The 21,298-nt window shown below is 71.0% G+C and carries 20 protein-coding genes and 1 tRNA gene; 9 read left to right on the top strand and 12 right to left on the bottom strand.

Translation table 11 applies throughout. The features are described 5' to 3' along the window. The first annotated feature begins 38 nt into the window (after positions 1-38). The gene (locus OG718_RS34680; RefSeq protein ID WP_143632284.1) at positions 39-443 is read left to right on the top strand and encodes a pyridoxamine 5'-phosphate oxidase family protein; all 405 of its coding nucleotides are present in this window, start codon (positions 39-41) and stop codon (positions 441-443) included. A gap of 130 nt (positions 444-573) precedes the next feature. On the opposite strand, the gene OG718_RS34675 is transcribed toward OG718_RS34680, so the two are convergent. From OG718_RS34675 to OG718_RS34660, 4 genes are all read right to left on the bottom strand, one after another. Beyond that, positions 574-1,980: a TQXA domain-containing protein gene (locus tag OG718_RS34675; RefSeq protein ID WP_328846017.1), complete on the bottom strand. Its 1,407-nt coding sequence runs from the start codon at positions 1,978-1,980 to the stop codon at positions 574-576. A 276-nt stretch (positions 1,981-2,256) separates the two neighbouring features. After that, a complete protein-coding gene (locus OG718_RS34670) occupies positions 2,257-2,739 on the bottom strand; it encodes a single-stranded DNA-binding protein (RefSeq protein ID WP_328846016.1) in 483 nt (160 codons plus the stop codon). A 267-nt stretch (positions 2,740-3,006) separates the two neighbouring features. Next, complete coding sequence (locus OG718_RS34665) at positions 3,007-5,085, bottom strand: YfjP family GTPase (RefSeq protein WP_328847883.1); 2,079 nt, start codon at positions 5,083-5,085, stop codon at positions 3,007-3,009. Positions 5,086-5,090: 5 nt separating this feature from the next. After that, positions 5,091-6,698 (bottom strand): dynamin family protein, encoded by a 1,608-nt coding sequence (locus OG718_RS34660; RefSeq protein ID WP_328846015.1) that lies wholly within the window; start codon positions 6,696-6,698, stop codon positions 5,091-5,093. 311 nt (positions 6,699-7,009) lie between these two features. Between OG718_RS34660 and OG718_RS34655 the strand changes: the two genes are divergently transcribed. From OG718_RS34655 to OG718_RS34625, 7 genes are all read left to right on the top strand, one after another. Next, positions 7,010-7,082, top strand: a tRNA-Arg gene (locus OG718_RS34655). A 430-nt stretch (positions 7,083-7,512) separates the two neighbouring features. Then, a complete protein-coding gene (locus OG718_RS34650) occupies positions 7,513-8,946 on the top strand; it encodes a histidine-type phosphatase (protein ID WP_443055190.1) in 1,434 nt (477 codons plus the stop codon). 31 nt (positions 8,947-8,977) lie between these two features. Next, on the top strand, positions 8,978-10,606 hold the full coding sequence (locus OG718_RS34645) for a protein kinase domain-containing protein (RefSeq protein WP_328846014.1): 1,629 nt from the start codon (positions 8,978-8,980) through the stop codon (positions 10,604-10,606). A 127-nt stretch (positions 10,607-10,733) separates the two neighbouring features. Continuing rightward, positions 10,734-11,132 (top strand): ArsR/SmtB family transcription factor, encoded by a 399-nt coding sequence (locus OG718_RS34640; RefSeq protein ID WP_328846013.1) that lies wholly within the window; start codon positions 10,734-10,736, stop codon positions 11,130-11,132. After that, positions 11,129-11,443, top strand: a complete 315-nt coding sequence (locus tag OG718_RS34635; protein WP_186001002.1) for a hypothetical protein — start codon at positions 11,129-11,131, stop codon at positions 11,441-11,443. Before OG718_RS34640 ends, OG718_RS34635 begins: the two co-directional genes overlap by 4 nt. 253 nt (positions 11,444-11,696) lie before the next feature. Next, entirely contained in the window at positions 11,697-13,835 is a 2,139-nt protein-coding gene (locus tag OG718_RS34630) for an MMPL family transporter (RefSeq protein WP_328846012.1), read from the top strand. A 119-nt stretch (positions 13,836-13,954) separates the two neighbouring features. Further along, complete coding sequence (locus tag OG718_RS34625; protein ID WP_143632297.1) at positions 13,955-14,254, top strand: chaplin; 300 nt, start codon at positions 13,955-13,957, stop codon at positions 14,252-14,254. Between the two features lie 162 nt (positions 14,255-14,416). On the opposite strand, the gene OG718_RS34620 is transcribed toward OG718_RS34625, so the two are convergent. From OG718_RS34620 to OG718_RS34585, 8 genes are all read right to left on the bottom strand, one after another. Beyond that, the gene (locus tag OG718_RS34620) at positions 14,417-15,283 is read right to left on the bottom strand and encodes a tyrosinase family protein (protein WP_328846011.1); all 867 of its coding nucleotides are present in this window, start codon (positions 15,281-15,283) and stop codon (positions 14,417-14,419) included. Further along, on the bottom strand, positions 15,267-15,797 hold the full coding sequence (locus tag OG718_RS34615; RefSeq protein ID WP_328846010.1) for a tyrosinase family oxidase copper chaperone: 531 nt from the start codon (positions 15,795-15,797) through the stop codon (positions 15,267-15,269). Before OG718_RS34615 ends, OG718_RS34620 begins: the two co-directional genes overlap by 17 nt. Positions 15,798-15,858: 61 nt before the next feature. Then, positions 15,859-16,365, bottom strand: a complete 507-nt coding sequence (locus OG718_RS34610; RefSeq protein WP_143632303.1) for a hypothetical protein — start codon at positions 16,363-16,365, stop codon at positions 15,859-15,861. Between the two features lie 99 nt (positions 16,366-16,464). Then, positions 16,465-17,046: a vitamin K epoxide reductase family protein gene (locus OG718_RS34605; protein ID WP_328846009.1), complete on the bottom strand. Its 582-nt coding sequence runs from the start codon at positions 17,044-17,046 to the stop codon at positions 16,465-16,467. A gap of 2 nt (positions 17,047-17,048) precedes the next feature. Then, positions 17,049-17,546, bottom strand: a complete 498-nt coding sequence (locus tag OG718_RS34600) for a DUF5949 family protein (protein ID WP_143632307.1) — start codon at positions 17,544-17,546, stop codon at positions 17,049-17,051. A 247-nt stretch (positions 17,547-17,793) separates the two neighbouring features. Further along, complete coding sequence (locus tag OG718_RS34595) at positions 17,794-18,096, bottom strand: hypothetical protein (protein ID WP_143632308.1); 303 nt, start codon at positions 18,094-18,096, stop codon at positions 17,794-17,796. Between the two features lie 276 nt (positions 18,097-18,372). After that, positions 18,373-19,272, bottom strand: a complete 900-nt coding sequence (locus tag OG718_RS34590; protein ID WP_143632310.1) for a hypothetical protein — start codon at positions 19,270-19,272, stop codon at positions 18,373-18,375. A gap of 241 nt (positions 19,273-19,513) precedes the next feature. Beyond that, on the bottom strand, positions 19,514-19,753 hold the full coding sequence (locus tag OG718_RS34585; protein ID WP_055618009.1) for a chaplin: 240 nt from the start codon (positions 19,751-19,753) through the stop codon (positions 19,514-19,516). A 363-nt stretch (positions 19,754-20,116) separates the two neighbouring features. On the opposite strand from OG718_RS34585, the gene OG718_RS34580 reads away from it, so the two are divergent. Continuing rightward, the gene (locus tag OG718_RS34580; RefSeq protein ID WP_186001003.1) at positions 20,117-21,241 is read left to right on the top strand and encodes a DUF3344 domain-containing protein; all 1,125 of its coding nucleotides are present in this window, start codon (positions 20,117-20,119) and stop codon (positions 21,239-21,241) included. Positions 21,242-21,298: the final 57 nt, after the last annotated feature.

The following is a 21,298-nucleotide window of genomic DNA, read 5'->3' as shown; positions in this document are numbered from 1 at the left end:
CCGAGGTGTTCCGGCGGGGGTGCGGGTGGGATGGGTGCATGAGTGATCCTTTTGTGCCGCCCGAGGCCGCTGTTCGCGATCGTCTGGCCCGGGAGAGGAACGTCTGGCTGTGCACCGTGCGTCCGGACGGGTCTCCCCATGTGACGCCGGTCTGGTTCGTCTTCCTGCGGGACCGCTGGTGGATCGGTGTGGACGGGACCTCGGTCAAGGTCCGCAACGTCGAGAAGTTCTCGCGGGTCTCGCTGGCGCTGGAGGACGGCGTGTCACCCGTCGTGGCCGAGGGGGAGGCGGTGCTGCACCGCGGACAGTTCCCAGAGGAGATCACGGAGGCCTTCGCCGTGAAGTACGGATGGGACGTCTCCGCCCCGCGGACACCGGACGGAGAGCGCGTGCTGCTCGAAGTTTCCGTGCGGCGCTGGCTGCTGGCCGGTGTGGCTCAGTGATCGCCGCGCGGCTCCGGCCCGCCGGGCGGGCCGGAGCCGCGTGCGCATGGGACGGGACGCGCAAGGAGTCAGCGAGCGGTTACCCACTGTCCAGTTGTCAAGGTGCCGTCTTCTTCGTCCCCGCAACCCTTCAGCCCTGCTCGGAGGTCTTCTTCTTGCGGACGAAGAGCACCGCCGCGCCGCCGATCACGACCAGGCCGATCGCGATCCCGGCTATCACCGGGGTGGAGCTGGAGGCGCCGGTCTCGGCGAGGTCGACCGTGGTGGCGGAGGTGCCGCCCACCGTGGCCGGGCTGGGGTCGTTCAGCGTCTGGGTCGTCTCGCCGGCGGTGCTGCCCTGCGTCCGGCAGTCGAGTACGCCCTTGAACCGCTTCTCGTAGCCGTTCGGCCCCTTGATCGTGAAGTCGTACGCCTGGTCCTCCTGCAGCGGGACCGTCACGGTCTGTGACTCGCCTGCCGCGATGGTGTGCTCGACGCCCATCAGCTCGAAGGTGAACGCCTTGTCGCCCTCGTTGGCCGCCGTGATGTCCACGCCACCCTCGGCGCAGTTCTTCTCGGCGGACAGCGCGGGTATCGCGCCGGTCTTCGCCCAGTTCGCGGTGGCCGTAGCCGAGACCGTCGACTCGCTGGAGCCGGCGAGGATCTGGGTCTGGCTCCTGCTCTCGGAGGCGAAGGCCCGGCCGACCGGGACGGTGGTCGAGGCCTGCACCGTCAGCGCGGCCGAACCGTCCGCGGTGTCCTCGGGGACGTCGAAGAACAACTCGCCGCCGTCGACCGCGGACGTGATCTCATTGCCGTCCTTGTCGACGACCAGCACTCCGCTGGTGGCGTCGGCGGGCGGTGTCACCGTCACGCTGTCCGCGTTGGTGTGCACGGTGACCGGGCCGAGCAGCTCACCGGCGTGGCCGGAGACCGCGGGCGGGTCCAGGGTCAGCGAGGCCTCGGGCTCCGCGAGGTTGCGCGCGTTGCGCTGCAGATAGTCGGCGAGCTTCTCCGCCTGCGGGTCGACGGCGTCCACGTCGGCACCGTCCGAGTACCGCCAGATCGCGACCTGCGTGCCGGCCGCCGCGTCCTGCTCGGTGAGGCCGCTCGCGCCCGCCCTGGTGGCCAGCGCGGCGAGGTCGTTCACCTGCGGGTAGGAGTTCTGCAGGATCCAGCGGATGCGGCCCGCGTCGGGGTTGCCGTTCAGTGACGTGCCGCTCCAGGGCGTCTCCTGGTACTTGGCGTCCATCTGTGTCGGGTTGTGGAGGTCGACGCAGTAGGTCTGCAGGGTGCCGCCGTTGTCGACGGACATCTCGAACAGTCCCGCGGGCACCTGCTTGTCCTCGCCGTTCTCGTGGATGACGGCGGTTCCGGACGTCTTCAGCTCGCCTATGGTGGCGGTCGCGCCGCCCCGGCTCAGGGGAAGTTCGTCGGCGGTGGCCGTGCCCGCGGCCGTCAGGGCGCTCACGGCGACGAGTCCGGACACCAGCGCCGCCGCGCCGAGACGGGCGGCGACCCGTCCGCGCACGGACGACGCAGAGAACGAAGAAAGCACAGAATTCCCCTTCGAGCAGGACCCGTTGACGTGGGGGGTTACGGTCCCACCAGCAGAATCAGAAGCCCCGAGAGCTATGCCCGGCATCCTAAGGACGGGGCGCACCTCTCTCCCCGGTCATGACATCGGACAAGCGATCCGACTCGGAATCGTTATCGCCTGGATGAGGCGTGAGCTGGGCTTATCGACAAATCCATGGGGACCGTTCGGAATACATTCGCCGATAAGCCGCACTTCGGTCAGACGTTGAATCCAGTACCTGGTGTGTACCTGATGTCACGTCACCAGAGCCGGTTGCTGTTGCTGTTGCTGTTGCTGTTCAGCGGTCTCGGCCGCCTGAGTCGTCGGCCCCGTCTCCCAGTTGGGCTCCGGCCTGGCCGGTGTCTCCGACGGTGTCTCGCCCTTGTGGGCGCGCCGGAACGCCGCGGTGCCGCGCGCCAGATCGTGGCCGATCGCCGTGGCCTCGATGTCCGCGCCCGTCCACGACTGTCCGTCGCGCAGCTCGGAGCGGACCTTCAGCCTCCCCCGCACCACGAGCGGCTCGCCCACCGAGACGGACGCCTGCACGTTCGTCGCGAGTGCCCGATTGGCCCACACCGTGAAGAAGTTGGTGTGCCCGTCCGTCCAGGCGTTCTTCTCCCGGTCCCAGTACCTCTGCGTCACCGCCAGCCGGAACCTCGCCGACGGGCCCGTCGCCGTCTCCCGGAACACCGGCTGCGTCGCCACGTTCCCCACCACACACACCGTCGTCTCGTTCATCGCGGAATCCCTCCCTGCCCACGCCTACGGGCTCGTCCCGTACGGCTGCGTCCGGTGCGGCGACCGCGATGTGCTCGCGTCGTTGATCGCCGCGGTTCCAGACTGCCTCCGCCGGCCCGAGCCCGCTGAGCGCTGTGGGCCACCGCCCGGTTGTGGACAACTCCGCCACCCGAACGAGAGCTTCCCCCCGCCGAGGGCATGCCCGACAGTTCCCTCCCCCTGCCTCCGGCCGGGAGGTGCCCCGGCCTCGCGAACTGTCGGACAGGCCTAGACGCCGACGCCCGTAACCCGCAGGTACTGCTCCCGCACCTCCCGATACCGCAGCAGCTCCGCCGCCAGCGGATCGAGGACCCGGGCCCGGCCGCACCCCGACGCCGCCTCCCGCAACCGTCGTTCCGCCTCCAGCCCGTACCGCCGGGCCGGCCCGCGTGCCGCCAGCCGGCAGGCCCACTCGACGCCCGGTCCGCCCACGATGCCGATCACCATCAGCAGCACCGGCACCCCGAGATTCGGCGACATGAAGCCGACGACCTGCCCCAGCAGCCAGAGCCCGCCGATGGCCTGGAGGATCGTCATGGCCGCCTGGGCCAGTACGGCGACCGGCCACCAGCCGGGCCTCGGCGGCCGCCCGACCGGCGCACCGGCTCGTACGGCCAGCTCGTCGAGCGCCTCGCACAACCCCTGTGACCCTCGTACGGCCGCCTCGCGCACCGCCTGGGCCCAGGGCGTGGGCAGTCCGCCCGCCGCCTGCTCGGCGACCGTACGGACCGCCTGCTCGACGCGCTGCCGTGCCGTGGCCTCCTCGTCGGCGTGGGTCCGTACGGCCAGGCGTCCGGTCGGTGGTTCGCGCCGGTCCTGGTACCAGCGCCACAGGCGCAGCCAGGGCGTGCCGCACGCGCGGTTGGCGTTGCGTCGCCACGCGCGCTCGGCCGCCTCGCCCGCCGCCGTGGCGCCGACCGCGTCCGCCAGCCGGTCGGCGAACTCGTCGCGCGCCTCCTCGGTGAGGCCTGCCTGCCGCCGGTTCGCGTAGACAGGCCACAGACGGGCCGCCGCCGCGTCGACATCGGCGGAGATCCGGCGCGCCGCGGCTCCCCGCTCGGCCACGAAGTGACCGAGTACCTCGCGCAGTTCCGGGACGCCGTCCCCGGTGAGCGCGGACAGCGAGAGGACGGTCGCGCCCGGCTCGCCGTACTCGCCGAGTGCGATCCCGTCCTCGTCGAGCAGCCGCCGCAGGTCGTCGAGGACCTGGTCGGCGGCCTCCCCGGGCAGCCGGTCGATCTGGTTGAGGACCACGAAGGTGACCTCCGCGTGTCCCGCCATGGGGCGCAGATAGCGCTCGTGCAGCACGGCGTCGGCGTACTTCTCCGGGTCGACGACCCAGATGACGGCGTCGACGAGCGCCAGGATGCGGTCCACCTGCTCGCGGTGCTGGACGGCCGCGGAGTCGTGGTCGGGCAGGTCCACCAGGACGAGCCCGCGCAACTGCGCCTCGGCCTCCGCGCTCTGCAGCGGGCGCCGTCGCAGCCGCCCCGGGATGCCGAGCCGGTCGATGAGGCTCGCCGCGCCGTCGCTCCAACTGCACGCGATGGGCGCGGCGGTGGTCGGCCTGCGTACCCCGGTCTCCGAAATGGCCACTCCGGCGAGCGCGTTGAAGAGCTGCGACTTGCCGCTTCCGGTGGCGCCCGCGATGGCGACCACGGTGTGCTGTCCGGACAGCCTGCGCCGCGCGGTGGCCTCGTCCAGGACCTGCCCCGCCTCGGCGAGCGTCCTGCTGTCGAGCCGGGTGCGGGAGAGCCCCACCAGTTCACGCAGCGCGTCGAGGCGGGACCGTAGCGAACCGTCGTACGCGAGCGGGGTCACCACGGGCGGCCTGCTGTCCACGACTGCCTCCTTCACGGGCCGGGCCTGTCCCTCCGCCGTGGCGGACACGCGACGCGCGATCAGCCCGTCGTCCCAGGAGACGCCGGAGTCCGCGGCGTCGGCGCCGGTCGTGCCGTCCGCGCGGCCCTTGTTGCCGATGCCATCGGTGCCGTCGATGCCGTCCGTGTCGTCCCCGGAAGCGTGCTTCTCGGGGTAGTCGTCGATCTCCACGCGCACGAGCCCGAACATGCGGCTCTCCGAACGGACACCTCCCTTGACGGTGTCCTTCTTGCCGGAATGCCTCTTGCCGAAGTCCTTCTTGTCGAAGTCCTTCCCGCTGGGGTCCTTCTTGCCGGGGTCCTTCATGGGGGCGTCTTTGCCGTCGGTCACGAAATCGTCCTCCACGCGCGTGTGCCCACTGCCCTCACGCCCTTCGTCGTCTCCGGGGTGATCGGCGTGATCCGTGTGGTCCGTGACGGCGGTCACCACGATCACCTCTCCTTCTGCAGTACGGACAGCGCGGCGATGAGTTCGGCCTGGGGTTCGGGGTGTACGTCGAGTGCGTCGAGCGGCGCGAGCCGCCGCTCCCGTTCGGTGTGCAGGGTCTTGTCGAGGTAGTCGCTGAGCAGCCGCCCGCCCTTGTCGCGCAGCCGCAGAGCGCCGTGGGCTCCGATCCGCTCGGCGAGTCCTTCGCCCGCGGACCGCGCCCGACGGCCGCCCAGCAGCGCGGTGGCGACCAGCGCCGCCACCACCTCGGGGTCCGGCGCGACGCTCTTCTCAAGGGCACGCACCTCCTCCTCGGCGTACTCCTCGAGGATCCGCCGCCAGCGCCGTACGGCCATCCCGATGCGGTGCTCGGCGCTCTCCAGCGCCGGATCACGGTCCGTCAGCCCCGGCGCGGCCGCGCCGGGTTCGCGGCGCCAGGCCTCGTCGATGCGCTCGTCGGCGGCGGTGACGGCGCACAGCAGCAGCGCGGCCAGGCTCTCGGCGAGCGCGTCGAGCAGTTCGCCGGCGCTGCAGTCCAGCGGATAGCTGCGCCACCGCTTGAGCGCGTCCCCGGCGAGCACGGCCCCGGCCTGCAATCGGCCCCGTACGCGCGTGTGCTCGCTGTCGTACGCCCCGTCGACGGCCGCGGTGAGCCGGAGGGCGGCGGCGTACTGTGCGGCCGCCGCACCGGCCAGCTCGGGCATCCGTGTCTTCAGCGAGTCGAGGACCCCGTACGCCGTGCGTGCCATCGCCTGCTGTCGGGCTCCCGGATCCTCCACCTGCTCCGTGAGCCAGGCGAGCAGGGGCGCCACCGCGGTGGCCGGAAGCAGCCCCCCACCCCATGCCGACTCGGGCAACTCGGGCACGGTGAAGCGGGGTACGTCGCCGAGCCCCGCCTTGGTGAGGAGCGCGCCGTACTGACGCGACACCTCCGAAACGACCTGGTGGGGCACCCGGTCGAGGACCGTGACGAGCGTCGCGTCGTGTTCCTTCGCGGTACGCAGCAGATGCCACGGCACCGCATCCGCGTACCGGGCGGCCGTGGTGACCATCACCCAGATGTCGGCCGCGCAGATCAGTTCGGCGGCGAGCACCCTGTTGTCGGCCACGAGGGAGTCGATGTCGGGCGCGTCGAGGAGGGCGAGCCCGCGCGGGAGGGTGTCGGCGGTCTCGATGCGCAGCACGCGCCCGTCGTCCTCGCCCGGCAGCAGTGGATCGTCCCCGGCGTCCTGTTGGGGCACCCACACGCGTGTGAGGTCGGGCAGTACGCGCATACCGCTGAACCAGTGATGGTCCTCCGGGTGGCACACGAGCACCGGAGTGCGCGTCGTGGGCCGCAGTACCCCGGCTTCACTGACCCGGCGTCCCACAAGGGAGTTGACCAGTGTGGACTTGCCCGCCCCGGTCGATCCTCCGATCACGGCGAGCAAGGGTGCTTCGGGTTCTCTCAACCGGGGCACGAGATAGTCGTCGAGTTGCGCGAGCAGTTCGTCGCGGTTGGCACGCGCGCGTGGAGCCCCCGCCAGGGGCAGCGGGAAGCGTGCGGCGGCGACACGGTCGCGCAGGGCGGAAAGTGCGTCGAGCAGCTGAGGCCGTACGTCCAAGGTCACCACATGCGAAGAATGCCCAATTTTGGAGGCTTTCTGAAGCATATGAGCATGTCTGCGCGCCGATCGGACATACGAGGCGGAAGGGACGCATGGGGCGCAGGCATAACGAGTGCACAACACCCGGGGCGTGAGACGCCAAAAGCGATGCACGATTCGCACCTGCCTGCGATTATCAGGACCGCTTCACCGAACCTCCACATCGAGCCACGGAGGCGAAGCACCAAGGACAGGGACCCGGGCGCTCTATCCTTGTCCCCGGCAAGGTCACGGACCCGCCCACACCCGGGCACCAGCACCACAGGCCACCACACCCGGCCCCCGTAGCTCAGTGGATAGAGCAGGCGCCTTCTAAGCGCTTGGCCGCAGGTTCGAGTCCTGCCGGGGGCGCCTATCCCCGCCCTCCCCTCCGGGAGGGCTTTTTTGCTGGTCGGGGCTTGCTTCGGCAGGCGGTCGCAGCGGACACGCGCGACGTTCTCCGGCCCCTCCCGGCCTGCGCCGAGCACCTTGAGCGCCTCAGGAGCGCCCGAACCGGGCGTCATTCACCGTTCGGGATCCGAAAACTGTCCGAAAATGAATCCGGTGTCACACCACTGCTCGACCGGTCACAACGTGGGCGAGAACGGGCACACCCGCCCTTGACCAGCCCATGGTCCCTCCATGGACCACCAGTCGGAAACGAGCCACACCGCGGTCACCCGGTGTTGGCCCGCGGCGGAAACGATGCGGCGGATCGTTCGATCCCCTCCCAGAGGCCACAACTGCGGACATGGCCTCTCCCGCCCGACGAAACGACGGCCCACCCATGAAGCGACGCCCCATGAGACGAACCATGAAACGCCTCTCCCCCGGTCTCACTCCCGCCCTCGGCCTCGCCCTGTGCGCCCTCCTCTCCGGCGCGCTGCCCGCCCACGCCGCGGGCCACTCGACCGGCCATTCGAACAGCGGCTCGGCCGGCAACTCGGCCGACGGGCACAGCGACAGCTACGGGACGAAGGCCTCGTACGCACCGGGGCAGAACCCGCGGACGTACCGAGCCGCGCCCCGGGGGTTCGAGCCGGTGTTCACGGAGAACGTCTCCCGGCACGGGTCCCGCGCCGCGACCGACAGCGAGGACGGTGACCTCATCCTCAAGCTGTGGGACCGGGCGGCGAGCGAGGGGCAGCTGACCGAGGCGGGCAGGGAGTTCGGGCCCCAGGTCCAGGCTCTGCTCGACGCCATGGCCAAGGTCGGGTACGGAAACCTGAGCGGGCGTGGCAGGCAGGAGATCCAGGACACCGCCGTACGCATGGAGAAGCGGCTCCCGGGACTCTTCGCGCACATCGCCGAGGACGGCGAGCCGATCGACGTCGTCAGCTCCGGGCAGGGGCGCGCGGTGGACAGCGCGGGCGAGTTCGCGACCGCGCTCACCAAGGCCGACCCGGCGCTGAAGCCGCTGATCGGGCCCGCCCGCGCGGACGAGGACCTGCTGTACTTCCACAAGGCGGCCGGGGGCGCCGCCTACCGCGACTACATCGACAACGACAAGCGGCTCGCGGACACGCTCAAGAGCGTCACCGACCAGCCGGCCACCCACCGCGCCGCCGTGAACGTACTGAAGAAGATCTTCAAGCCGGCGTTCGTCGCACGGATCTCCGCGGGTGAGTTCTCCGCCGTCGGCAGCGACGTCGACGCGGCCGAGGCGGTCTACAACCTCTACGGCATCGCCCCCGCGATGAGCGCCGAGAGCCCGGGCGGCCGCGGCTGGCACATGGACCGGTACATCGCGCCGCGCGACGCCGCCTGGTTCGGATATCTGAGCGACGCCGAGGACTTCTACGAGAAGGGCCCCGGCTTCGCCGACAGCGACATCACCTACAAGATGGCCGGCGTCCTGCTCGACGACTTCTTCAAGAAGGCCGAGGCCAAGCGGGCCGGCACCAGCGACCTCGGCGCGGAACTGCGCTTCACCCACGCCGAGGAGATCATCCCGCTGGCCGCGCTGATGGGTCTGCCGGGCAGTACGAAGCCGGTGACCGCCCAGCGCCCGTACACCTACGCCGGCAACCCCTGGCGCGGCGCGTCCGTGGCGCCGATGGCCGCGAACATCCAGTGGGACGTGTTCCGCAAGGGCCACACCTACCTCGTACGGATGCTCTACAACGAGAAGGAGACCGCGTTCAGGCAGGGCTGCCGCCCGGTGTCCAAGGGCAGCACGTTCTACGAGCTGAACGAACTGGAGCGCTGCTTCGGGCGTAAGCACCCGACGTCCTGAGCGCCGGGCGAGCCCCACTAATCTGTCGGCCATGAACGCAGCGGGGGACATGGTCGACGGGCGGTTCGAGCTGATCGAGCGGCTCGGCAGTGGCGGCATGGGGACGGTGTGGCGGGCCCGCGACAGCGTCCTGCACCGCGAGGTCGCCCTCAAGGCCGTACGGCACGACGCGGCGGCCTCCGCCTCCGTCCGCGAGCGGGTGCTGCGCGAGGCGCGGGCACTCGCCCGGATCAGCCACCCGAACGTGGTGATGATCCACCACATCGTCGACGACGACCCGCACCCCTGGCTCGTCATGGAACTGGTGGACGGCGTCTCGCTCCAGGCGCGGCTGGACGACGGCCCGTTGACCCCCTCGGAGGCCGCCCGTCTCGGCCGTCAGGTGCTCGCCGCCCTGCGCGCGGCGGTCGCCGCCGGTATCCAGCACCGGGACGTCAAACCGGCCAACATCCTGCTGCGCACCGACGGTTCCGCCGTGCTCACCGACTTCGGCATCGCGGCCCTCCAGGGGTCGACCGCGCTGACGGCGACCGGCGAACTCATCGGCTCCCCCGAGTACATCGCCCCCGAGCGGATCCGCGGCAACGACGACGACCCGGCCTCAGACCTCTGGTCCCTGGGGCTCGTCCTGTACGTCTGCGTGGAGGGCATCAGCCCGCTGCGCCGCGGCACCACCCTGGGCACCCTCGCCGCCGTCCTCGACGAGGCCGTACCGCCGCCGGTGCGCTCCGGCCCGCTCTCGCCCGTGCTCCAGGCCCTGCTCGTACGGGATCCGGCGGCCCGCCCCGACGCGGCGCGGCTGGACGCGATGCTGGCGCAGGTCGAGTCGGGTACGACTCCGGACTGGGCGCTGCCGACGGCGACGGCCCCGCTGCCGCCCGGCCCGACGACAGCGCCGACACACGTCCTGCGCGCACCGCCCGCGTCCGGCGCCACGATTCCCGGCGGTCCCGTGCCCGGGCCCGGCAGCACGGTTCCCGGCGGTCCCGTGCCCGCCGAACCGGCCGAGCCGGTCGGCGAACACCCGACGCGCGTCCAGAACGTACAGAACGTCCCTCTGCGGGGGCGCAGAGGGCGCCCGGCTCTCATCGCCACCGTCGCCGTCGTCGTGGCCGCCCTCGCCACCGCCGCGACCGCCCTCGTCCTCAACCTCCGCGAGTCGGACGGCGAGGACGGCAAGGCCAAGGGCGGCGGCGTTTCGGCGTCCGGCACCGCGACCTCCCCGTCCGCGAAGAAGACGCCCACGCCCGCATCGACACCCGCGCCGTCGAAGGAGGCCTCGCAGCCGGCCGCGTCCCCGTCCAAGGAGTCGACCACCCCGCCCGCCACCGACGGCCGGTGGATCGCCCAGTTGTTCTCCGAACCGGTCGGCTCCGGAACCGCCGCGCGGGACCAACGGCTCGCGGCCGTCCGCAAGTCCGTCCCCGAGGCGGTCTACGTCCGCAGCGACGACTACGCCTCGCTCCGCCCGGGCTTCTGGGTCATCTACGCCCCGGGCCCCTTCACCGACGGCCGCGCCGCCCTGAGCTTCTGCGCGGAACGCGGCAGGACCACGCCGACCACCTGCGTCGGCCGTTACCTGAGCACGGCGTCGGCGGACTACAGCCTCCAGTGCAGTCCCCCGGCCGCGAGCCCGAAGGGCCGCTGCACACGCCAGTGAGCCGGGTCCGACCCTGACGCAACCCTGAGACGCCCCCGATGTCATCCCCGAGATGTGTCAGAAGTCTTTGACAGGTCCTGGAGACAGCTGTCAGCCTTTTCTGACAGGTACGAAGGAAAGGGGCGCGATGCCCGATCCGGAACCAACCGGCGACGAGCTGCTGAAGGTGCTCTCCGCGCTGGGCAATCCGCATCGCCTGCGGATCGTCGCGGCCCTCATGGAGCGCCGGAACTACGTCAGCGCGCTGGCTCGGGAGATCGGTATGGGCCGCCCGCTGCTGCACATGCACCTGCAGCGGCTGGAGGCGGCCGGACTGGTCGTCGGCACGCTCGAACTCTCGGAGGACGGCAAGGCGATGAAGTACTTCGAAGTCGCCCCGTTCTGCTACCGACTGACGCCGCACGTCATCGCACGGGCGGCCACGACGATCACCGAGCCGACGGACAAGACGAACAAGGCGGATCAGCCCGCGCAGACCACGCAGAGCGCCAAGACCGCGAAGACCGCGAAAGAGGAAGCCAAGTGAAGGAGCAACTGGTGACGACCGCCGCGAGCGCCGACGAACTGGGGGTCCTGGTCGGCGCCGTCGGCGCGGCCGGGCTCTTCTCCCTGCTGATCGTGATCGTCTGGCAGGTCGCCGCCACCTGGCGCGCCCGGATGCTGGCCGCCCGCGAGCAGCAGTACAAGGAGCTGGCCGCGAAGTACGCCCAACTCCTCGAGGACACCGTGGAGTTGCAGCGACGCACGGTCGAGGAGCAGCGGCAGACCCTCGACGAGCTGACGCAGACGCGACTGTCGGTCAACTCGATGGAGAAGATGATGCGCGAGATCGAGTAGCGGGCGGCGCCAAAAGCCCCGCCACCGAACCACCGCACTGCCGAACCACCGCACGACCGCGCGTACGGCCGGGAGCGCCAACTCCCGGCCGTACCGAAGCGGAACGACATCCCTGACACACATCCCGAACGCCACGGCAGGTCGTGACACCTGTTGCGCCGTGGTGCGGGCCCACGTGCGCCCCGGGCCGGTCATGGACCGGCCCAGAGCCGGTACATGACCGGCGGCGCGCTCCACACGAAGGAGACTACTCATGCGTGCGCTGCTCCAGCGCGCCACCGGTGCGCCCGGCGGCCGGCGCGGCAAATGGCTCGTCCTCGCGGCCTGGCTGATCCTGGCCGTCGCACTCGGCCCGCTCGCCGGAAAGCTCGGCGACGTCGAGGACTCCAGCGCCAACGCCTTCCTGCCGGGCGGCTCCGAGTCCGCGCGGGTCAACACGGAACTGGAGAAGTTCCGTACGGACCCGATCATGCCGGCGGTCGTCATCTACACGAACGACGCCGGCACCGGCGATGGCGATGGCGATGGCGATGGCGATGGCGCGATGAACGCCAAGGCCGCCGCGGACCGCACCGCCTTCGCCCCGTTCGTACCCAGGGGCGAGGAGGTCTCGCAGCCGATCCCCTCCGACGACGGCAAGGCCCTGATGACCGTCGTCCCCCTGGACTCGGAGGACGAAGTCACCGACAAGGTCGACGAGTTGCGCGCGGTGGCGGCGGCGAACGCCCCGCCCGGCGTGGACGTCGAGGTGGGCGGCCCGGCCGCCTCCCTCACCGACTCGGTCGCGGTGTTCGACACCCTCGACTCGACCCTGATGATCGCCACCGGCCTGGTCGTGGCCGCCCTGCTGCTCATCACCTACCGCAGCCCGGTCCTCTGGCTCTTCCCGATCCTCGCGGTCGGCTTCGCCGCCGTCCTCACCCAGGCCGGCACCTATCTGCTCGCCAAGTACGCCGATCTGCCGGTCGATCCGCAGAGTTCGGGCGTTCTCATGGTGCTCGTCTTCGGCGTCGGCACGGACTACGCGCTCCTGCTGATCGCCCGCTACCGTGAGGAGTTGCACCGCCACGAGGACCGGCACACGGCGATGCGGATCGCCCTGCGCCGCTCGGGCCCGGCCGTCCTCGCCTCGGCCGGCACCATCGCGGCCGGCCTCGCCTGTCTCGCCTTCGCCGACATCAACTCCTCACGCTCGCTGGGCCTCGTGGGCGCGGTCGGCGTCGTCTGCGCCTTCCTGGCGATGGTGACGGTGCTTCCGGCCCTGCTGGTCGTCGCGGGCCGCTGGGTCTTCTGGCCCTTCGTCCCACGCCACGGCACGCCCGCCCGCAAGCCCCGCACCGTCTGGGCCCGGATCGGGAACGCGGTCGCCCGGCGCCCCCGCTGGTCCTGGCTGATGTCCGCCGCCGTCACGGGCGTACTCGCCCTCAGCGCGGCCGGGATCAACCTGGGCCTCACCCAGGCCGAGATGTTCCAGGACAAGCCCGGGTCGGTCGTCGCCCAGGAGAGGATCTCCGCCCACTACCCGTCGGGTGCCTCGGACCCGGCCACGATCGTCACCGCCCCCGAACGGACCGCCGAGGTACGCGAGTCGGCGCGGACGGTGCCCGGTGTCGCCCGCGTCGAGACCGGCGACCGTACGCCGGACGGCCGGCTCGCCACGCTGGACGTGGTGCTGAAGGACGCCCCCGACAGCCGGGCCGCCAAGGACACCGTCGACGCCCTGCGCGACGCGGTGCACCGGCAGGACGCCCTGGTGGGCGGCACCACCGCGGAGGCACTGGACACCCAGCGGGCCGCCGACCGCGACCTCACCACGGTCATCCCGATCGTGCTGCTGGTCGTCCTCGCCGTACTCGTGTGGCTGCTGCGTGCCCTCGTCGCCCCGCTGCTGCTCCTGGCCACCGTCGTGCTGTCGTACTTCGCGGCACTGGGCGCCTCGAACCTGCTCTTCGAGCACGTCCTGGACTTCGCGGGCGTCGACTGGTCGATCCCGCTCATGGGCTTCGTCTTCCTGGTCGCCCTCGGCATCGACTACAACATCTTCCTCATGCACCGGGTGAAGGAGGAGACCGCCCGCCTCGGTCACACCCGAGGTGTCCTGGAGGGACTGACCAGTACCGGAGGCGTGATCACCTCCGCGGGCATCGTCCTCGCCGCCACGTTCGCGGTGTTCGCCGGGCTGCCCCTGGTGACGATGGCCCAGATGGGCGTCATCGTCGGCATCGGCGTCCTCCTGGACACCTTCCTCGTCCGTACGGTCCTGGTGCCGGCCCTCGCCCTCGACCTGGGCCGCTGGTTCTGGTGGCCCGGCCGCCTGTTCCGTGAGCCGGGCCCGGACCGCCACCAGGAACCGAACAAGGAGGACACTCATATGCTTTATCACCCCATATGAAGGAGCTTGGTGGATGATGCCCCGGTGAGCACCGTTACCCCCTGTGGGCCCTCGCGTTGAACGGGCAGTGCGGTCGCGTCGGAGCAGCCGCGCTCACCGAAATCGAAGGAGTGAACGTGATGTCTCGCATCGCGAAGGCAGCCGGTGTGGCTCTCGGCACGAGTGCCGTTGTGATCAGTGGCGCCGGTCTGGCCATGGCGGACGCGGGCGCCGAGGGCAAGGCCGTCGGCTCGCCCGGCGTCCTGTCGGGCAACGTCGTCCAGGTCCCGGTCCACGTGCCGGTCAACGTCTGCGGCAACACCGTGAACGTCATCGCGCTGCTGAACCCGACGTTCGGCAACGAGTGCGCGAACGTCGACGACGGCCCGAAGGGTCACCCCGGCCCCAAGGGACACGGCCCCAAGGGCTACGGCCACTGAGTCACCGCACTCACGCGAAGGGCCCCCGGCGGTACACACCACCGGGGGCCTTTCCCTGTTCACCTGTCACGCGCCGCCGGTCACACGTAACCGGCAGACCGGACGTGCAGACCGGACGTACCGATGGATCAGCTGCGCCGGTGGATCAGACGTACCGGCACATCAGACGTACCGGTAGATCCGGCTGTGGTCCTCCAACTCGTCCGGCGTCACGCCCCACGGCGGCATCTCCTCGTGCCGTGCCACCACGCGTCCCCGCTGCCGGTCCCCGAGTTCCGGCGGCGACGCGGGCAGATACCGGGTCCCCTGGTGCCGCTTCTGCCAGCGCGTCCAGAGCAGGTCCACGAACGAGTGGTGCAGCCAGAAGACGGGGTCGTTGACCGAGGCCCCGCCGAGCATGTGCCCGCCGACCCAGCGGTGCACGCGATTGTGGTTGCGCCAGGCGTCGTTGCCCTGCCCGGTCCCCCACCCTTCGAGCTTGTTCCGGAAGCCGCGGGAGGAGGTGGAATCCCAGGGGGTCGTGTCGTACACCGGGTCCTTGAGGGCCCGCGCGAGCTCGTTCGCGGTCGGGAGGGCGAGCGGATCGTGGGGCCGGCCGAGGTCACGCATGAGGTACTCGCCGTCGGTCATCGACTCCCTGACGACCCACTTCTTGTGCTGGTAGGCGAACGGCCCGGTCGTCACCTGCCGGTCGGAGCGACGCCCGTTGCCCCCCAGCAGGTCCTCCCCCCACAGCGAGGCGGCGGGCGTCCGGTCCTTCGTCCAGTCCCAGTACGGCACGGACACCCCGGAGTCGACCCGCCGCAGCGCCCGCTCCAGCTCCAGCAGGAACCGCCGGTGCCAGGGCAGGAAGGAGGGCGCCATATGGGCCGTACGCAGCCCGCCGTCGCCGTCCGACACGTAGTGGTCGATGTGCATGCGGACGAACTCGTCGTACTCGCCGGTGCGTTTGATCTCCAGGAACGCGCCGACCAGCCTGCGCCTCTCGGCCCGTGTCAGCGCGCTCACGTTCTTACGCGTGTACGCCATGCCCGTGCCCCTCCCCCCGCTCCGCCCCCGTGGCGGCCGCGCGCAGCCGCAGTGTGCCGCCCAGTTCGTCGACGGCCCCGCGGGCGGCGGCGAGCGGCGTCGGATACGACTGGTAGTGGTCGACCATGGTCAGATAGCCGCCGTCGGCCCGCCGCATGAGGTGCAGCGGCCTCTCGTCCACGGTGACCCTCCACTGCCCGGCGGGGCCCGGGCCCGCGGCACCGGTTCGCCGGACACCACTCGCCGCGCCTTCGATGTCCGTGGCATCCCTGACGTCCGTGGCGTCCTTGACCCCGCGGATTCGTCGTCCGCGGTACATCTCGTCGAACCCGGACGCGAGACCGGTCTCGGACTCCGCTTCGAAGTCGGCCTCGGACTCGGCCGGTTCGCCGGACGCGGGCGGCTCGGTACGCGACGGGCGCGAGGCCGCGAGGAGCGGAGCCAGGGCGGCGGCGACGGCCGCGACGAGCAGCCCTCTCAGGACATCCCGCCGCGTACCGTTCACCGCTCCCACCCGCACTCCTCCATGAACTGTTCGGTCTGTACGGCCGGTTGGCCGGGTCGGCCCGTGGTGTCTACAGCCCGGGCGCGAGGCCCAGGGTCGCCCCCGGCGCCGCCTGCAGGACCGGGGCGAGAAGACCGACCTCGGGCAGCTTCGGGGCCGGGAGACCGAGCTTGTCCGCCTGGGGCGCGGTCAGCGGGGCGTCCAGCGAGGCGCCCGGCGTCAGGGCGCGCAGGTCGGACGTGGGCGTGCTGGCGGCGACGTGGTCGAAGGTGTCCCCGAGAACGCGCGGCACCGGCGTACGCAGGTCGAGGGAGGGCAGGTCGCTGGTGACCGGCAGCTGCGGGACGGCCCGGTCCGGCAGCAGCCGGCCCTCGACGTACCGCGGCCCGTCGGGGTTGCCCGGCGTGGGCAGCGGCAGGGAGCCGCCGATCCTGGGCATCTCCATGTTCAGCGAGTTCTCCACACCGTCCAGCGGTACGGCGACCGGGATCCCGTCGGCCGCGACGGCGGGCGTCGCGACGGCGGCCGCCACACAGGTGACGACGGCGGCAAGAGTTCCTCGGGTGGTCGACTTCATCTCAGGTACGGGCCTTTCGGGATTCGGGGGGCTGCGTCCGAAACGCGTAACGACCCGGCCAACGACAACAGATCAAAATTCCCCCGGTGGATGCAATTGTCAGCTCGTCCAGAAGTCCCACCAACGCGTCAACACGAGTATTCCGATGATCCCCAGATGCAGGACCGGCGGCACCCAGGTGAATTCGGCGAGGAATCCCTTCACCCAGCCGGGTGCGGGCAGGAACTCATTTCGTACGTTGAACGACGTGACATACCAGAACATGACGGCGGTGGCGATCCAGGCGAGGCAGCACCACAGGCACAGCGCGTTGATGCTGTACAGCGACTCGTACTGCAGCCACGTCACGAACCCGACGCCGAACAGCGTGCCCGCGTCGAGCGTCAGCCAGTACCGGCGCGGGAACGCCGCACCGGCCAGCAGGCTCACGCCGACGCAGATCACGATGCCGTACGCGACCAGACCGAGCATCGGGTTGGGGAAGCCGAAGGCGGAGGCCTGGTCGCTCTTCATGATGTTGCCGCAGGAGACGACCGGGTTCAGGCTGCAGCCGGGGGTGAAGTCCGGGTCCTCCAGCAGCTTGAACTTGTCGATGGTGATGACCCAGGAGGCCAGCAGTCCGGCCGCGCCCGTGATCACCAGCAGCAGGGCGAACGCGCGGCCGGCGCCCGCGGTGCGCATCGTCAGCCGCGCAGGCTGCGCGCCGGGAGGAGGGCGTGCGCCGCGCTGTTCAGGGTCTTCTCGTCGCCGGCGAAGGCGGCCAGCGCCTCCGGTGCGACGGGCTTGCCCGGCTCGGCCTCGGGCCAGGGGCGGGTGGTGAACAGGAAGTAGGCGTAGCCGCGCTCGCCGACCGCGGCGAGCCACTCCGGCGGCACGGAGCACTGGGCGTTGAGGTGGGCCATGGTGACGACGGCCTGGCCGGCCTCGACGAGGAGACCGACGGGGAAGCTGGGCTGCCGGGTGCCGTCGACGATCTCGTCGCCGATGGGCAGGCCGCTGCGCTGCAGCAGCTGCTCGACGGCGGCCGTGGAACCCTCGGGGCCGCCCTCGCCGTCACCGAGCGAGTAGGCCAGCAGGAAGGGCATGTCACCGTCGGGGTGTTCGCCGCTCCACGCCATGACGACGAGCGTGCCGAGGTCGGCGGCACGGAAAGGACGCGTTTCGCTTGATGTTGAGGTCACCGCGGAACCGTATCGACGCGCCGGAATGCGTCCGCTCCGTTTCTCACTCGCCCGGGGGATTTCCGGCTGGGTCTCCACACGAACGGGGGACGGCGTCGAACGGCCGGAAAGAACAATAGGAACGGCACGGATAATCGGAGAACAGAACGAAGGGCCGGTTCCGCGTGATGCGGAACCGGCCCTTCGTCACTTCCGGAAGTTGCGTCCGATGCCGCGTCCGGAGTTACGTCCGGAGTTGCGTCCGAAGTCACTTCTGGAGGGGAAGACCACCCAGGAGGCCCGTGGGACCCTCCGCCGAGTTGAGGGCCTTCGTCGCGCCGTCGACGGTGTTCAGCACCGAGTCCTTGTTCTGCGTGTCGAGCGCGTTCGACTGCGACTGCAGGGGCATGGCGTCCGCGGCGTCCACCGGCTCGGTGGTGAGCGCGCCGAGCGCCGAGTCGAGGCCGCCGTTGAGACTGGAGGGCGTGAGGTCGGCGGCAAAGGCGGGCGCTGCGGCAGCAGCGATGACCAGGGACCCGGCGACGACGGCGGCGGCCTTCAGGGACTTCATCGTGTTCCTTTCGTCGGCAACTCGCGTCGCCGGAGGGAAATTTCGCTGAACTGCGCCCTGCCCAACGATCCCCGTTCTGGACGGAAACTCCGTTCGCCGAAATTTCCTGGAAGCCACCCAATTGAAGGGTGTGTCAAATCGTCAAATGGGATCCCTCATATGAAAACAGCCGTCGGGCCGGCCCGGATGACGGACCGGCCCGACGGCCGGGATGTGCGACTGCTTCGCGTCAGCCACCGTTCCCCGTTCTCAGGAGGGCAGTGGTCCGCGGATCGTTCAGGACGGCAGCAGGCCGCCGGTGGGCAGCGGCAGGGCGCCCGTCGGCAGGGGCAGCTTGGGCAGACCCGGCAGGTTCGCCGCGGGCAGGCCGCCGCCCAGGACCGTGGCGACGACGACGTTGACGAGGCCCGTCACGACGGCCAGCGCGGCCGCAGCGACACCGGCGACGTCACCGCTGGTGGCAGCCTTGACCAGGGAGTCGACCGCGGCCTGCAGGGCCTTGAGCGCGTCGGCCTTGAGGTCGAGCGGCGCCTCGGCGACCGCACGCTCGGCGTCCTTCGGCAGCGGCAGCGCCGGGGCCGCCGGAAGCTTCGGCACCTCCGGCAGCGCGGCCGGCGGGGCGACCGGCGTGACGGGGGTGACCGGCGTGGCCGGAGCGGCAGGCTTGGCCGGTGTCGCGGGAGTGGCCGGCGCGCTCGGCACGACCGGCGACGTCGCGCTGTCGGGCGTCGCGGGCTTGGCCGGCGCCGTCGGAACGGCGGGCATGGTCGGGGCGGCCGGGGTGGGCGGTGCGGTCGGCACGGCCTGGTCCCGCTCGGCCTTGACGGGCGGGGTCACCGCGCCGGCGGCCGGGGCGGCCGCGGAGGCCTTGGCGATGGCGGCCTTCACCGCGTCGGCGAGCTTGGCCGCGTCGGCGGCGGGAAGCTGGCCGTTGTCGGCCTTGAGCACGGCGTTGAGCAGGTCGGTGACCGGAGTGAGCACTCCGCCGACGTCGCCGAGGCTCTTGACCTGCGCCAGCAGAGCGTCCGCTCCGGGCACCGGCGCCTCGGCCGCTATCGAACGGGCGTCGCGGGTCGAGTCGTGGTCGGCGGCCACGGCGGCCGGTCCGGCGATCCCGAGCAGAAGCGTGGCGCAGAGTGCGGGAGCCGCGATACGCCGTGCGGGCAGAGCACGCATGGAGGGGTCCTTTCGGTGGTGCGTACGGATCTTGTGCTCACCGTGGAATCGGTGAGCACCTCCTGCAACCGAACAACTGCTCTCCGTAGCGGCCCGGGCGGGCCGCCGCGTCCGTTGTCCCTGGTGAGGCGCCATGCCCGGGTGTCCCCCGGGCACTTGGCACCCCTCCGCCCATTCGGGGCAACGCGGACCGGCCGCCCTCCCTGCGGGAGGACGGCCGGTCAAGGGCTGCGCAGCGACGTCAGTCGTTGGCGCACTCGTTGCCGAACGCCGGGTTCAGCAGCGCGATGACGTTCACGGTGTTGCCGCAGACGTTGACCGGCACGTGGACCGGGACCTGGACCAGGTTGCCCGACAGGACGCCCGGGGAGTGGGCGGCGAAGCCGTGCGCGTCACTGTCGGCGGCGGCGACGCCACCGGTGCCTGCCATGGCGGCGGCGGCAACGGAGGTAAGGACCAGGCCCTTCGCGATACGCGACATGGAGAGGTGCTCCTTGGGATTGACACAACAATCCGGGCGGGGTGCCCGGCTCTGGAATCAACGCGCGGCACTGGCGCGGGTTGTGCCACCAAATGGGTGAAGTCCCGGAGCGAGTACCGGGCGGAGGCCGGGCCCAGGACGGAGTCTCCGCCCGACACGGCGTCAACCAGTGTATGCAGCATGATTACGACACACTTGACGGGTTTCACCGATAAATACGGATAGCAGCTACAGTTGCGTTCCTCCTCAGGCCGCTTGAAACAGACGGGGAGTCATGGCGGCACTCAGGTGATGTCCACAGCTTGTCCGTCCGCAGGGTCAGAACCTCCTCTCGAAAATCCCCCCGAAAGGGCAACGCCGGTCATGCGCAATTCCCTGGGTCCTCTGCTGCGCCGTGGGATGGTGGGTGTCTTTTCCCTCGCCTCGCTGTGGGCACCGGGCGGACCGGCGGCGGCCGCGCCTGCCATGCCCACGACGTCGACAGCGCCGGCCGCCGAGGCCGAGAGCCTCGCCTTCACACAGCGGTACCGCGCGCTCCAGCACGGCGGGATCGTCAGGGCCGCCAACTCGTCCATCACCTGCAGGAGGCCCGTCGAGCGGGCGGCGGCGTCCTGTCCCGCCGCACGCGAGGGCCGGGCCGCCGCGAACGACGACAACGACGACTTCGAGATGTTCTACATCGACGTCGACAACGACCCGAACACCTACAACTCCAGCCGCGCCGAGGTCCGTCCGCCGGCCGGCGCCCGGGTCTCGTACGCGCGGCTGTACTGGGGCGGCAACCTCCGGGTCGGTGAGCAGAAGCCGCCCAAGGACAACGGGCGGGTGCTGATCGCCGAGCCGGGCGGCCAGTACAAGGAGGTGCTCGCCGACACGGTCGTCGGGCACCGGGTCGCGCACGGCGCGGACGCCTTCCAGGCCTCGGCGGACGTCACCCGTCTGGTGCGCTCCAGCGGCGCGGGCGCCTACACCGTGGCGCAGGTCAACGTGGCGATGGGCCACTCGGCGGCCGGGGCGTGGGGCGGCTGGACGCTGATGGTGGCGTACGAGAAGGAGTCGGAGCCGCTGCGGCACCTGGCGATGTGGGACGGCTTCGACCCACTGGGCGCGGGCAGGGAGCAGACGGTCCGGCTGCCCGGCACGAAGTTCCCCAAGGGGGCCGAAGGGCGTGCGGGGCTCGTCGCCTACAACGGTGACCGCGGGCGGACCGGCGGCTCGCTCACCCTGTCCGCGGGCGGCCTGACGACCCGTCTGGCCAACGGCGTGAACCCCCGTGACGACGTACTGAACTCGACCATCAGCGAGCCCGGCCGGACGGCCCCGGGACGCACGCCCGCGTATCCGAACACGCTCGGGTACGACTCCGACGTCTTCGAGCTCGACAAGGGGCTGCGGCACGGCGGTGACCGTCTCGACTTCCGCCTGGTGTCGCCGCGCGACACGGCCTGGGCCGGAGCGCTGTTCGTCGCCGTCGACGCGAAGCGCTGACGCCTTCTCCTCTTCCCCGTGAGTTCCCCAGTGACCTCCCCCTGAGCCCCTCCGAGC

The organism is Streptomyces sp. NBC_00258, from assembly GCF_036182465.1.
Lineage (GTDB): Bacteria > Actinomycetota > Actinomycetes > Streptomycetales > Streptomycetaceae > Streptomyces.
Note: the sequence above shows the minus strand (reverse complement) of the source record. Positions and strands in the feature narration are given on the sequence as shown.